This is a genomic window from Streptomyces sp. NPDC046203, from assembly GCF_040646255.1.
Classification (GTDB): domain Bacteria; phylum Actinomycetota; class Actinomycetes; order Streptomycetales; family Streptomycetaceae; genus Streptomyces.
The window spans coordinates 257645-271158 of record NZ_JBEYZX010000002.1 but is presented as its reverse complement, the minus strand read 5'-3'; the positions used below and the strand labels follow the sequence as shown (position 1 = coordinate 271158).

Annotated in this window: 12 protein-coding genes; 4 read left to right on the top strand and 8 right to left on the bottom strand. The window is 71.3% G+C overall.

Annotation, left to right across the window (positions count from 1 at the left end; all coding sequences use genetic code 11):
- Window positions 1-20: 20 nt before the first annotated feature.
- On the bottom strand, window positions 21-2255 hold the full coding sequence (gene katG, locus ABZ990_RS02915; RefSeq protein ID WP_361224232.1) for a catalase/peroxidase HPI: 2235 nt from the start codon (window positions 2253-2255) through the stop codon (window positions 21-23).
- 208 nt (window positions 2256-2463) lie between these two features.
- On the opposite strand from katG, the gene ABZ990_RS02910 reads away from it, so the two are divergent.
- Window positions 2464-2919, top strand: coding sequence for a Fur family transcriptional regulator (locus ABZ990_RS02910; protein WP_361224229.1), 456 nt, complete (start codon window positions 2464-2466; stop codon window positions 2917-2919).
- 315 nt (window positions 2920-3234) lie between these two features.
- Here the strand turns inward: ABZ990_RS02910 and ABZ990_RS02905 are convergent, their stop codons facing one another.
- The 5 genes from ABZ990_RS02905 to ABZ990_RS02885 all read right to left on the bottom strand — a co-directional run bounded on the left by ABZ990_RS02905 (window position 3235) and on the right by ABZ990_RS02885 (window position 8438).
- On the bottom strand, window positions 3235-4758 hold the full coding sequence (locus ABZ990_RS02905) for an FMN-binding glutamate synthase family protein (RefSeq protein WP_361224227.1): 1524 nt from the start codon (window positions 4756-4758) through the stop codon (window positions 3235-3237).
- Between the two features lie 297 nt (window positions 4759-5055).
- Window positions 5056-5511, bottom strand: coding sequence for a peptide-methionine (R)-S-oxide reductase MsrB (gene msrB, locus ABZ990_RS02900; protein ID WP_361224224.1), 456 nt, complete (start codon window positions 5509-5511; stop codon window positions 5056-5058).
- Between the two features lie 25 nt (window positions 5512-5536).
- Window positions 5537-6934: a UDP-N-acetylmuramate--L-alanine ligase gene (murC, locus tag ABZ990_RS02895; RefSeq protein WP_361224221.1), complete on the bottom strand. Its 1398-nt coding sequence runs from the start codon at window positions 6932-6934 to the stop codon at window positions 5537-5539.
- 202 nt (window positions 6935-7136) lie between these two features.
- Window positions 7137-7607: an indole-3-glycerol phosphate synthase gene (locus tag ABZ990_RS02890; RefSeq protein ID WP_361224218.1), complete on the bottom strand. Its 471-nt coding sequence runs from the start codon at window positions 7605-7607 to the stop codon at window positions 7137-7139.
- A gap of 117 nt (window positions 7608-7724) precedes the next feature.
- Complete coding sequence (locus tag ABZ990_RS02885) at window positions 7725-8438, bottom strand: pyrimidine reductase family protein (protein WP_361224466.1); 714 nt, start codon at window positions 8436-8438, stop codon at window positions 7725-7727.
- Window positions 8439-8804: 366 nt separating this feature from the next.
- On the opposite strand from ABZ990_RS02885, the gene zapE reads away from it, so the two are divergent.
- The 3 genes from zapE (at window position 8805) to ABZ990_RS02870 (ending at window position 12011) form a co-directional block, all read left to right on the top strand.
- Window positions 8805-9896, top strand: coding sequence for a cell division protein ZapE (gene zapE / locus ABZ990_RS02880; RefSeq protein ID WP_361224216.1), 1092 nt, complete (start codon window positions 8805-8807; stop codon window positions 9894-9896).
- Window positions 9897-9926: 30 nt separating this feature from the next.
- On the top strand, window positions 9927-10352 hold the full coding sequence (locus ABZ990_RS02875) for an OsmC family protein (RefSeq protein ID WP_361224213.1): 426 nt from the start codon (window positions 9927-9929) through the stop codon (window positions 10350-10352).
- 258 nt (window positions 10353-10610) lie between these two features.
- Window positions 10611-12011: an alkaline phosphatase PhoX gene (locus ABZ990_RS02870; RefSeq protein ID WP_361224210.1), complete on the top strand. Its 1401-nt coding sequence runs from the start codon at window positions 10611-10613 to the stop codon at window positions 12009-12011.
- A gap of 166 nt (window positions 12012-12177) precedes the next feature.
- On the opposite strand, the gene ABZ990_RS02865 is transcribed toward ABZ990_RS02870, so the two are convergent.
- Both ABZ990_RS02865 and ABZ990_RS02860 read right to left on the bottom strand, forming a co-directional pair.
- Window positions 12178-12840, bottom strand: a complete 663-nt coding sequence (locus tag ABZ990_RS02865; RefSeq protein ID WP_361224208.1) for a pyridoxamine 5'-phosphate oxidase family protein — start codon at window positions 12838-12840, stop codon at window positions 12178-12180.
- Between the two features lie 4 nt (window positions 12841-12844).
- Entirely contained in the window at window positions 12845-13435 is a 591-nt protein-coding gene (locus ABZ990_RS02860) for an HPP family protein (protein ID WP_361224204.1), read from the bottom strand.
- Window positions 13436-13514 lie beyond the last annotated feature (79 nt).

The window sequence follows — 13514 nt, the reverse complement described above, 5'->3', positions numbered from 1 at the left end:
CGCCGCACTCGGCGCCGCACTCAGCGGTGCAGGTCGAACCGGTCCAGGTCCATGACCTTGCCCCACGCCTTGACGAAGTCCTCGACGAACTTCTTCTTCGCGTCGTCGGAGGCGTACACCTCGGAGACGGCGCGCAGCTCGGAGTTGGAACCGAAGACCAGGTCGGCACGGGTCGCCGTCCACTTGGCCGCGCCGTCGGCGCCCCGGCCCACGAACGTGATCTGGTCGTCGTCGGACTTCCAGGTCGTCTCCATGTCGAGGATGTTGACGAAGAAGTCGTTGGTCAGCTTGCCGGGCGTCTCGGTGAGCACGCCGTACGACGTCTGCGGCTGGGTCACACCCAGGCTGCGCAGACCGCCGACGAGGACCGTCATCTCCGGGGCGGAGAGGGTGAGCAGGTTCGCCTTGTCGACGAGCAGGTACTCGGCGGGCAGGCGGACCCCCTTGCCCAGGTAGTTGCGGAAGCCGTCCGCGCTCGGCTCCATCTCGGAGAAGGACGCGACGTCCGTCTGCTCGATGGAGGCGTCGACGCGGCCCGCGTGGAAGGGGACCTCGACGGCGAAGCCGGCGTCCTTGGCGGCCTTCTCGACGGCCGCGTTGCCCGCGAGGACGACGAGGTCGGCGAAGGAGACCTGCTTGCCACCGGTCGCCGAGGAGTCGAAGGACTCCTTGACGCCCTCCAGGGCGCGCACGACCTGGGCCAGCTCGTCCGGGTTGTTGACCTCCCAGCCGCTCTGGGGCTCCAGGCGGACCCGGCCGCCGTTGGCGCCACCGCGCTTGTCGCTGCCGCGGAAGGACGAGGCGGCGGACCAGGCGACGCCGGCGAGCTGCGCGACGGTGAGGCCGGTCGCGAGGATCTTCTCCTTGAGGGAGGCGACGTCGGCGGCGTCGATCAGCTCGTACGTGCGCTCCGGCAGCGGGTCCTGCCAGAGCAGCTCCTCGCTCGGGACCTCGGGGCCGAGGTAGCGGACGACCGGGCCCATGTCGCGGTGGGTGAGCTTGAACCAGGCACGCGCGAAGGCGTCCTTGAACGCCTGCGGGTCCTCGTAGAAGCGGCGCGAGATCGGCTCGTAGATCGGGTCGTAGCGCAGCGACAGGTCCGTCGTGAGCATCGTCGGACGGTGCTTCTTCTTCGGGTCGAAGGCGTCCGGCACGCTCTCCGGGGCGTCCTTGGCGACCCACTGGTGGGCGCCGGCCGGGCTCTTGGTGAGCTCGTACTCGAACTCGAAGAGGTTCTTCCAGAAGCCCTGGCCCCACTGGGTCGGGGTGTCGGTCCAGGTGACCTCCAGGCCCGAGCCGATGGCGTCCTTGCCGGAGCCGGTGCCGTACGAGCTCTTCCAGCCGAGGCCCATCTGCTCCATCGGGGCGGCCTCGGGCTCGGCGCCGACGTTGTCGGCCGGGCCGGCACCGTGGGTCTTGCCGAAGGTGTGGCCACCGGCGATGAGGGCGACGGTCTCCTCGTCGTCCATCGCCATGCGGGCGAAGGTCTCGCGGATGTCGCGGGCGGCGGCGATCGGGTCCGGGTTGCCGTTGGGGCCCTCGGGGTTGACGTAGATCAGACCCATCTGGACGGCGGCGAGGGGGTTCTCCAGGTCGCGGTCGCCGGTGTAGCGGGCGTCGCCGCCCAGCCACTCGGTCTCCGGGCCCCAGTAGACGTCCTCGTCAGCCTCCCACTCGTCGACGCGGCCGCCGCCGAAGCCGAAGGTGTCGAAGCCCATGGTCTCCAGGGCGACGTTGCCGGTGAGGATCAGCAGGTCGGCCCAGGAGAGCGACTTGCCGTACTTCTTCTTGACCGGCCACAGCAGACGGCGGGCCTTGTCCAGGCCGACGTTGTCCGGCCAGCTGTTGATCGGCGCGAAGCGCTGCTGACCGGCTCCGGCGCCGCCTCGGCCGTCACGGACGCGGTAGGTGCCGGCGCTGTGCCAGGCCATGCGGATCATCAGCGGGCCGTAGTTGCCGAAGTCGGCCGGCCACCAGTCCTTGGAGTCGGTGAGCACCTCGGCGATGTCGCGCTTGACGGCCGCCAGGTCGAGACCGTTGAAGGCGTCGGCGTAGTCGAAGTCGCCGCCGAGCGGGTTCGCCACGTCGGGGTTCTTCGCGAGGATCTTCAGGTTGAGCCGGTCCGGCCACCACTGCTGGTTGCCGCCGCCCTGGGTCGGGTGCGGGGCGCGACCGTGCGCCACGGGGCAACCGCCCGTGCTCTGCGCGGCCGACGCGTCCTCGGTGACAAGTGGATCGTGCTTCTGCTCAGACATCGGACTTTCCTTCCGAACCATGCGGCTCACGGGGCGCGGGGACTGCTGGGGGCGTCGATGGTCGGGCGGAACGCCGGGGGGACCGGCGCGCACCCTCTTGGCTACTACTGGAGTCGATCCTAATATGGACACAGTCCAAGTCAAGATGACAGTCGGACTCGTACGGTCGGGGTAGTGGCTTGTTACTCGCACAGCAAGGCTGGTGACCATGAGCAACCTGCTGGAACGGCTTCGCCGACGCGGCTGGCGGATGACCGCCCAGCGCCGGGTGGTCGCCGAGGTCCTGGACGGCGAGCACATTCACCTCACAGCGGACGAGGTACTGACCCGTGCGACTGCGAGACTGCCCGAGATCTCGCGCGCGACGGTGTACAACACGCTGGGCGAGCTGGTGGCGCTCGGGGAGCTGATCGAGGTGTCGAGCGTCGGGCGCGCCAAGCGTTACGACCCGAATGTCCGGCGCGCGCACCAGCATCTGGTCTGCGCGGGCTGCGGCACGGTCCGCGACGTCCACCCGGAGGGTGATCCGCTGGACGTGCTGCCGGAGGGGGAACGCTACGGGTTCACGGTGACGGGGGCCGAGGTGACCTACCGCGGCCTGTGCCCCGCGTGCGCGAGGAGGCGGGGCGGGGACGGGGAGCTGCCGGGCGGCGAGGCCGGATAGCGGCTGGGCGGGGCGCCGGGCGGGTGTCCGCCAGGCGGGGGTACGTGGGGCGAGGGTACGCGGGGCGGCGGGCGCGCGTGACGCGGCGAGGGCGCGCGGGGCGCCGGCTGCCCGTAACACGGCAGGGGCGGGCAGGGCGCCCGGGGCACGTAACGCGGCAAAGGCACCCGGCGCGCCCGGGGTACGTAACCCGGCCTGCGCGCGGCCGGGCACACGTAAGCCGGCGCGACGCGTACGCACCGGCCGGCTCACGGACATCCCTGGGCTCCCTGGACTCTCGGTTCTTCGGGCTCTGGGCTTCTGGGCTCTCTGGACCTACTGGGCCGGTCGGGTGACCAGTCCGGCGATCTCCCGGGCCAGTTCCGGGCCGAGTTCGCCCCAGCCCTCCTTGTAGCCGTAGACACTCGCCAGGCTGCGGGCGTCGTAGTCGCCGTTCATGATCTCGATGTCGTCGGTGGTGATGAGCCCCGGATGGGCGACGCCGACGGCGCCCGAGACCTTCAGCAACTCCTTGCGCAGGGTGCGCAGATAGGTGGCGGCGCGGGTGGCCTTCGACGGCGCGTCGACCCCGCGCACCAGCCACGGGTTCTGGGTGGCGATGCCGGTGGGGCACTTGTCGGTGTGGCACTTCTGCGCCTGGATGCAGCCGATCGACAGCATGGCCTCACGGGCGACGTTGATCATGTCGACGCCGAGCGCGAAGGCGACGGCGGCGTTCTCGGGCAGGCCGAGCTTGCCCGAGCCGATGAAGGTCAGATCGTCCGTCAGACCCCGTTCGGCGAAGGTGCCGTAGACCCGCGAGAAGCCCATCCGGAACGGCAGCGACACCGAGTCCGAGAAGATCAGCGGCGCCGCGCCGGTGCCGCCCTCGCCGCCGTCGACGGTCACGAAGTCCACACCCCGGTCGCCCCGGGCCATCAGGGCGGCCAGCTCCTCCCAGAAGCTCATCTCGCCCACGGCGCTCTTGATCCCGACCGGCAGACCGGTCTCGGCGGCGAGCAGTTCCACGAAGTCGAGCAGCGAGTCGACGTCGTGGAACGCGGTGTGCCGGGAGGGCGACGCGCAGTCCTCGCCCGCCGGGATGCCCCGGATCTCGGCGATCTCGGGGGTCACCTTCGCGGCCGGGAGCATGCCGCCGAGGCCGGGCTTGGCGCCCTGGGAGAGCTTGATCTCGATCGCCCGGACCGGGGCTCCGGCGACGACGGCCTTGAGCTTGTCGAGATTGAAGGTGCCGTCCGCGTTGCGGCAGCCGAAGTACGAGGTGCCTATCTGCAGGACGAGATCACCGCCGTTGCGGTGGTACGAGGACAGGCCGCCCTCGCCGGTGTTGTGCATCGTGCCGGCCATCGCCGCGCCCTGGTTGAGGGCGGTGATGGCGGCGCCGGACAGCGAACCGAAGCTCATCGCCGAGATGTTGACGACGCTCGCCGGGCGGAACGCCTTGGCGCGCCCGCGCGGGCCGCCGAGGATCTTCGCCGAGGGCAGCGGGGCGTCCGGATCCGTCAGGTCGGGCAGCACTCCGGCGAACGTGCGCTGCTTCACGTACGCGTGACCCTGCACGTGCTCGACGTCGACGTCGGTGCCGAAACCGAAGTAGTTGTTCTCGCCCTTGGCGGAGGCGTAGATCCAGGTGCGCTGGTCGCGGCTGAAGGGGCGCTCCTCCTCGTTGGAGGTCACGACGTACTGCCGCAGCTCCGGCCCGATCCGCTCCAGCAGATAGCGGGCGTGGCCCACCACGGGGAAGTTCCTGAGCAGCGCGTGCTTCTTCTGGACGAGGTCGCGGGCCGCCACCGCCGCCAGGGCTGTCGCGGCGGCCGTACCGATGATCCGAGCACGCATGAAACGTTCCTCTCGTCGACTTGCTCGACGCCCGGCTCCGCCGCTCTGCGCGGCGGGTGGCGCGGGCCCCGTGGGCATGGCGCGGCGGACGCGTCCGGGCAGGCTTCGGCGTCCACCGTCGATCGTCAGACGATCTTAGAGGTCATTCAAATGATTGGGCAGCCCAAAAAGGCGACCCGGGAGAGTCCCGGCATATCGCCGGGCTCCCTCGGGTCGCCTCTGGATCGGTCTCCTGAGTCGCCTCTTGAACCGCGAGTCGCCTCCGGAACCGTAGCGGCCCGCTCGGGCCGCCCCGGATCAGCTCGCGTCCGGCTCCAGCCGGAGCGAGATCGAGTTGATGCAGTACCGCTGGTCGGTGGGGGTCGGGTAGCCCTCCCCCTCGAAGACGTGCCCCAGGTGCGAACCGCAGCGGGCGCAGCGCACCTCGGTACGGATCATGCCGTGGGACGTGTCCGCGATCAGCTCGACGGCCTCGCTGTCCTTCGGGTCGTAGAACGACGGCCAGCCGCAGTGCGACTCGAACTTCTCGGTGGACGTGAAGAGTTCGGCCCCGCAGCCCCGGCAGGAGTAGACGCCCTTCGTCTTCGTGTCCGTGTACTCGCCTCGGAAGGCGGGCTCGGTGCCCGCGAGCCGCAGCACCTGGTACTCGGACGGCGTGAGCTGCGCCTGCCACTCCTCGTCGGTCTTCTCGACCTCGTAATCGGCCTTACCGGCCTTACCGGCCCTATCGGCCCTGTCAGCCCTGTCAGCCATGGTCCGCCTCCGCTCCCTCGGTGGTTCAGTTCGCCAGGCGGGCGAGGATCCTCGGGCCCAGGTCCGTGACGTCGCCCGCGCCCATGGTCAGAACGAAGTCGCCGGGGCGGACCATTCCCGCGATCACGTCCGGGACGGTGTCCTTGTCGTGGACGGGCGTGACGTCGACGCCGGCCGCGCGGGCGGCGTTGATGATCAGCTCGCTGGTGATGCCCGGGATCGGGTCCTCGCGGGCCGGGTAGATGTCGAGGACCACCGACGCGTCGGCGAGCGCCAGCGCGTCGCCCATCTCGCGGCCCAGCTCCTGCGTACGGGAGAACAGGTGCGGCTGGAAGACGACGAGGAGCCGGGCGTCGGCGGCGGCGCCGCGCATGGCCTCCAGGTCGGCGGTCATCTCGGTGGGGTGGTGCGCGTACGAGTCGATGACCTGTACGCCCTGGGCCTCGCCCTTGAGCTGGAGGCGGCGGCCGACACCGGTGTACGCGGTGAGGGCGCGGGCCAGGTCGCGCGGGTCGATGCCCAGGCGGGAGCCGGCGGCGAGGGCGGCGGCGGCGTTGTGGGCGTAGTGGCGGCCGGGGACGGAAACGGTGAAGACGATCTCCTCGTCCAGGTCCGGCATGACGACCGCGACCTCGCTGGTCATGCCCTTCGGGGTGATCCGGCGGATCCAGACGTCGGAGCCCTCGGCCTCGCCGACGGTGAGGACCGTCAGGTCCTTGGTGCCGGAGACCCGGCCGGCCAGCTCGCGGGCGCCCGCGTGCTCGCCGACGACCAGGGTGCCGCCGGGGCGGATCTTGGCCGCGAACGCCTCGAAGGACTCGTAGATCTCGTCCATGGAGGCGTAGTTGGCGTGGTGGTCCAGCTCGACGTTGAGGACGATCGCGACCGTCGGGTCGTACTTCTGGAAGCTGCGGTCGCTCTCGTCGGCCTCGGCGACGAAGATGTCGCCCTGGCCGTGGCGGGCGTTGGTGCCGGGGCCCGCGAGGTCGCCGCCGATCGCGTACGAGGGGTCGAGACCCAGCTCGGTGAGCGCGACGGCCAGCATCGAGGTGGTGGTGGTCTTGCCGTGGGTGCCGGCGACCGCGAGGGCGCCGAGGCCGTCCATCAGGGAGGCGAGCGCGTCGGAGCGGTGCACGACCGGGATGCCCAGCTCGGCGGCGCGGGCCAGCTCGGGGTTGTCGGCGCGGATGGCGCTGGAGACGACGACGGCGGAGGCGTCGTCGGCCAGGTGCTCGGCGGCGTGGCCGATGTGCACGGTGACGCCGAGGGCGCGCAGCGCGTCGGCGGTGGCGGATTCCCTGGCGTCGCTGCCCGCGACCTTGGCGCCCCGCTGGGCGAGGATCTTCGCGATGCCCGACATTCCGGCACCGCCGATGCCGATGAAGTGCGGCCGTTCCATGGCGGCAGGGATGGCGGGTGCCATGCGGTTCTCCCCTGGGTTTGTGTGTGACGAATGCGGGCCCAGCCTAGGGGATGGCGGTCGGGCGCCCGGGGAGCGGTGCTCCCGGGCGCCCGCGGCGCCGCGAGGCCACGCGGGGATCACACGCCCCTCACACGCGACTCACGAGGGGCTCATGAGGGGCCCATGAGGGGCTCACGTACGGCTCACGAGGGGCCCGCGCGGGTCACTCGCTGTGCGCGAACAGCTTCAGGACCGGGACGCCGACCTTGTGGCGGGCCCGGGAGGCCCAGTCGCGGTGGAAGAACTCCTCCACGTAGTGCGGGGCGGTGAGCACGATCACCTCGTCGGCGCTCGCCTCCTCGACCACGCTCTTCATCTTGTCGAGGGGGTGCTCCTCGACCACCTGCCCGACCGCCTCGCAGCCCGCCGCCCTCAGCGCCTGGAGCGAGATCTCCAGACCCTGCTCGGCGGGGGCGAGCGCCGCCTCGCCCTCCGGCTCGTCGCCCTCGCGGGCCGCTTCCTTGAGCTCGCCCATGGCCACGTCGTCGATGGCGCGCAGCAGCGCGTCGGCCTGGTCACCGCGCGGCTGCATCAGGACGATGAAGGACACGCCCTCGTCGCCGTGCAGGGTGGTGACGAAGTCCACGTCGTCGGCCGTCAGGGGCTTCTCGATCATCAGAACGCTTGTGAACACCTCAGGAAAGCCCTTCTGCGGAAACCATCCTTCCCCGCGGCCGCAGGCGGTTCACGGGGACTGCGAGGGTAAGTCTGCCCAGTGCACGCTAAGCGGAACGGGAAATTCCGCCGATTGTCAGATCCGACGGTAGCGGGTGAAGAGAAAGCCGTCCTGCTCCAGTACGGAAGCCACCGAGAAGCGTTGCGGAACCGCGATCACCGGTCCCCCGGCGATCCGCTGCGCGCCGCCCGCCGTCATGGTCGGCGACAGGCTCAGACACATCTCGTCGAGCACCCCCGCCGCCACGAACTGACCCAGCAGCCTCGGCCCGCCCTCGGTCAGCTGGCGCCGCAGCCCGCGCTCGGCGAGCGCCGCCACCGCCTCCAGCGGCTGGACCTCCCGGCCGTCGCCCGCGATCACCACCTCCACCCCGGCCCGCTCGGCCTCCGCCCGGCGCTCCGGGGAGGCGGCGGCGCCGGTCAGCACCAGGGTCGGCACCAGCGGCTCGGTGAACAGCGGCAGCGAGAAGTCCAGCTCCATCGAGGCGGTCACGACCGCGATCACCGGCGCCGGGCCCTGCCCCGCCGCCTTCCGGCGCTCCGCGAAGGCCTCCCGCGCCCGGGCGGGACGGTAGCCCTCCTGCCGTACGGTCTCGGCGCCGACGATCACCACGTCGGCGAGCGCGCGCAGCGTCCCGAAGACGCGCATGTCGGCCGCCGAGGACAGCGGCTGCGAGCGGCCGTCGTGCTGGCCCGCGCCGTCGAGCGAGGAGACCATGTTGGCGCGCAGCCAGGAGGCGCCCTTCGGGAGCGGGTCGGGGTACGCGTAGGCGTCGGCCAGCTCGTCCAGCGACCACTCGCGGTCGGCGTCGGGGTCCGGCCCCGCGACGCCCTGGGGAGTCGGGGCGCCCTGAGGGGTCGGGGCGCCCTGGGGAGCCCTCGTCGCCAGGGAGGGCTTGGTGTCCCGGGACGCCTCGGCTTCCCGGGAGGCCCCGGTGCCCGGGAGGGACGCGGGGCCAGTGGCGCCGGAGAGGGCGGGGGACGTGCCGTGGGGGGTCTCGCGGACGGCCTCGCGGGGGGTCTCGCCGGGGGCGCCGGCGGAGGTGCCGGCGGGGGTGCCGGCGGGGGTGCCGACCGCGGCCGGGGCTGTCATGTCCGTCACAGGGAACAGGCGTCGCATCCTCGCAGTCTGACATGGCGCTTAGAGTGGATAACTGTGTCGACCCGTGCCATAACCGAAGCGGCGCCCACCGAGGCCGCCCCGCTCTCGCTGTGCTCGCGTGAGCCCCATGTCCCCGCCGACCGCCTGGTGGCGGAGATGGTGCCGCCGCCCCGGTTCGACTCGGTGCGTTTCGACACGTACATACCGGACCCGAACCAGCCCAGCCAGACCGAGGCCGTACGGGTCCTCTCCGGCTTCGCCGAGGGCCTCGGCGGCGCCCACGCCTCGGGTGCGGGACGACGCCGCTGGTTCTCCCGTACGCCCAAGCGGACCGCCCCGGCCGGACCCCGCGGCGTCTACCTCGACGGCGGCTACGGCGTCGGCAAGACCCACCTCCTGGCCTCCCTGTGGCACGCCACCCCGGCCGACCCCTCGCTCAAGGCCTTCGGCACCTTCGTCGAGCTGACCAACCTGGTCGGCGCGCTGGGCTTCCAGCAGACCGTGCGCACCCTCAGCGACCACCGGCTGCTGTGCATCGACGAGTTCGAGCTGGACGACCCGGGCGACACCGTCCTCGTCTCCAGCCTGCTCGGCAAGCTCGTCGAGCAGGGCGTCGCGCTCGCCGCGACCTCCAACACCCTGCCGGGCAAGCTCGGCGAGGGCCGGTTCGCCGCCGCCGACTTCCTGCGCGAGATCCAGGGCCTGTCCGCGCACTTCCGGCCGCTGCGCATCGACGGCGAGGACTACCGCCACCGCGGGCTGCCCGAGGCGCCCGCGCCGTACGACGAAGAGACCGTCACCCGTACCGCGTACGCCACCCCAGGTGCCTCCCTGGACGACTTCCCGCATCTGCTCGACCACCTGGCCCGGGTCCACCCGAGCCGGTACAGCGCGCTGACCGAGGACCTGACGGCGGTGTGCCTCACCGACGTCCAGCCGGTCCCCGACCAGTCGACCGCGCTGCGGCTCGTCGTGCTCGCCGACCGGCTCTACGACCGTGAGATACCCGTGCTCGCCTCCGGTCTGCCGTTCGACAAGCTGTTCAGTGACGAGATGCTGAACGGCGGGTACAAGAAGAAGTACTTCCGGGCGATCTCCCGGCTCACCGCGCTCGCACGGGACGCGAAGGGGCTGGTGGCGCAGTAGTTTGGCCGTACCCCAACGAAAGGGATACACATGGCCACCGTGCGTCACGCCCACACCGTCTGGCAGGGCGACCTCATGAAGGGCTCCGGTGAGGTCAGCCTCGACTCCTCCGGCATCGGCACGTACCCGGTCTCCTGGCCGGCCCGCGCCGAGCAGCCGAACGGCAAGACCAGCCCGGAGGAGCTGATCGCCGCCGCGCACTCCGCCTGCTACTCCATGGCGCTCTCGCACGCCCTCGGCGGCGCCGGCAACCCGCCGACCCGCCTGGAGACGAAGGCGGACGTCACCTTCCAGCCGGGGACGGGCATCACGGGCATCCACCTCTCCGTGCGCGGCGAGGTGCCCGGCATCGACGCGGCGCAGTTCCAGTCGTACGCGGAGGACGCGAAGAAGAACTGCCCGGTGAGCCAGGCGCTGACGGGGACCACGATCACCCTGACGGCCGAGCTGGCCTGAGGCTTCGCGGCATCCGACGGAAGTCCCTTGGGCGTCACGAAGGGTTCCCTCGGCGCCTGATCGGCGGCTGACCGGCGACTGATCCGTACCTGACCGGTGCCTGATCGGCGTCCGTACGGCATATTCCGGAGGCTTCGGCACATACCTGAGGCGCGCGTGACCCGCGTGGTTCACGTGTCACCACTGTGCGTGGTACACACATGCGGGTCACACGTCACACCCCCTCTGCTGGTCTTACAGAAAGCGGGTCGTTGCCTCATGTTCACCGAACGCTTGTCCGCAACACGACGTCAGATCCTCGCCGGGACGGGCGCGTCCGTCGCCGGCATCGCCTTCGCCGGCGCATTCTCCGAACTCTTCGCCGGTACGGCCGCCGCCGCTCCCGCCGGCGGTGGCGCGCTCTTGGGGAACCATGCCGGATACGGTCCGCTGGTGCCCGACCCGGACGGGCTGCTCGATCTTCCGGCCGGTTTCTCCTACAAGGTGCTGTCCCGGCAGGGCGACCCGCTGCGTTCCGGCGAGGGCCCGGTGCCGGGCAACCACGACGGCATGGGCGCCTTCGCCGGACAGCGCGGCCGGGTGCACCTCGTACGCAACCACGAGAACCGGGTCACCGCGCCGATCGGCGTGCCGACCGTGGCCGGGCTGACGTACGACCCGGGCGCCAAGGGCGGCTGTACGGTCCTGGAACTGGACGGGCGCAACAACGTCCTGGGCGAGCGGGTCGGCATCGCCGGTACGGCCGTCAACTGCGCGGGCGGGCCCACCCCTTGGGGCACCTGGCTGACCTGCGAGGAGACCGAGGACCGGGCCGGCACCAACGGCTACACCAAGGACCACGGCTTCATCTTCGAGGTCGACGGCGCCGATCCGCACCGCACCGGCGCGGTCCCGCTGACCGCGATGGGCCGCTTCCAGCACGAGGCCATCGCGGTGGATCCGAGGAACGGCATCGTCTACGAGACCGAGGACGCCTTCGACCGGCCCTTCGGCCTCTTCTACCGCTTCCTGCCCAACAAGCCGCTGGGCGGCAGCGGTTCACTGCGCGCGGGCGGCGCCCTGGAGGCGATGCGGGTGCCGGGCGTGCCGGACCTGTCGGTCGTCCAGAAGCCGGGGACGCGCTTCGACGGCATCCAGTGGGTGCCCGTACCGGATCCGCTGGCCACCGAAACCCCCATCCGCTTCCAGGACTTCGGGCCGAAGGGCATCACGCACGCGCAGAAGCTGGAAGGCTGCTACTGGGGCGGGCAGGCGGTGTACTTCGTCTCGTCGTTCGCCCGCGCCAAGGACGGCTCGGCCGCGACCCACTACGGACAGGTGTGGAAGTACGAGCCGGGGCCGCGCCGGCTCACCCTGGTCGTGGTCTTCGGACCGGACACGGACGTCCAACTGCCGGGCGAGTCCCCCGACAACATCTGTCTCGCGCCGACCGGCGGCCTGATGGTCTGCGAGGACGGCGAGGGCGCGCAGCACGTCTTCGGCGTGAGCCGGAAGGGCGAGGTGTACGCGGTCGCGCGGGGCGCCCAGAACATCGGCACGCCCGAGGCCCCGGAGTGGGGCGAGTTCGCGGGTGTCACGTTCTCGCCGGACGGCTCGACGATGTACGTGAACTGCTACACGCCGGGGACGACGTTCGCGGTGACGGGGCCCTGGAAGTAGGCGAGGGCGGGGGCGGGGCCGGCATCGGCTGAGCGCCCGACCTCCGGAGCACCCTGCCCCACCCCGGCACATGACGAACCCTTGTTCTTTCTCTCGCCGTTCGGGGAGAGAAAGAACAAGGGTTCCTCGCGTCCACGCCGTACCGCATGACGACCCCCGCGCCTTCTCACGCGCCGCCGCGCGTGGGGTCGGTGATGCCCTGCTCGGCGAGCGCCTTGCGCAGCGCGGTGTTGTCGCTCTCCAGCTCGTCCATGCGGGCGCGGATCGGGTCGAGCGCCCGGTGGAGCTCGGGGAGCGTGTAGCGCGGGGTGATGTGCTGCGGGCAGTTCCAGTCGAAGGCCTCGACGGTGACGAGGACCAGGCGTTCGACGATGTGCGGGTGGTCGTAGTCCACCGGCCGCAGGCGCTCGGCGAGTTCGGGGTGCTCGGCGAGCTGCACGATGCGGGCGTGCCCGAGGACCTTCAGCCGGATCCGGTGCGGATAGTCCATGAAGATCATGGAGACCCGGTCGTCGCTGTCGAGGTTGCCGTTGGTGATGTACTGCCGGTTTCCCCGGAAGTCGGCGAAGGCCAGGGTGCGGCCGTCGAGCGGCTGGAGAAAGCCCGGCGGACCGCCCCGGTGCTGGACGTAGGGCCACCCGGCGGTGTTGACGCTGGCGATGTAGAAGCTCTCGCGTTCGAGGATGAACTCCTGCTCGTCCTCGCCGAGTTCATCGGGCGCCGGCCCGGCGGCGGTGGCCATGCGCCGGTAGGCGCGGGCACTGCCCGCGGTGTCCTGGTGGCGCTGGACGTCGGGGGTGAAGAGGAGCTGGGCGAATCTGCTGGTCATCCGTTTACCACCAGTACTGCGGGTACGAGGGAGTGGTCGGGTCGATCTTGGCGCGCAGGACGGCGATGAGGCTGAGGGTGACGGTGGTGAGGGCCAGACCGCCGAGGAAGACGCCGAGGGAGGGCTGGGTGAGGACCACGATGATCGCGGTGGCCGCCGCCGGGGAGTGGTTGGTGCGGCTGAGGGTCATCGTGGTCAGCGCGAGCGCGCCGGCGACGGCGGCGGTGACGGTGCTGGAGGGCAGCAGCGCGAGGACCGCGAAACCGGTGAGGGCGGAGATCAGCTGGCCGCCGATGATGTTGCGGGGCTGGGAGAGCGGGAGATTGGGCGCGCCGTAGGCGAGGGCGGCGCTGGCGGCGAGCGGGGGGATGAGAAGGGGCTCGTGGAGGAGCAGCCCGAGGCCGGCGATGGCGGTGAGCGCCAGGGTGGCGGCGAGGGTATTGGTGAGAATCGTGACCGGCTTCGGGCGCGCGGGGGCTTTACTGGTGAGGAGCTTGATGTAACGACCGCCGGGAGAGGGGGAGTTGGCTGGCGGCGTGACTGCTTCGGGGGTGACCGTCGGTGCGGGAGCGGGTGTGGGGGTCTGGGTGGCCATGGGTGTTCCTTGGGGGGTACGAGCGGGGACGCGCCCGGACGTGCGGGCGCGCCGCCCGGTGGGGTGTGGGGCGGAGCGG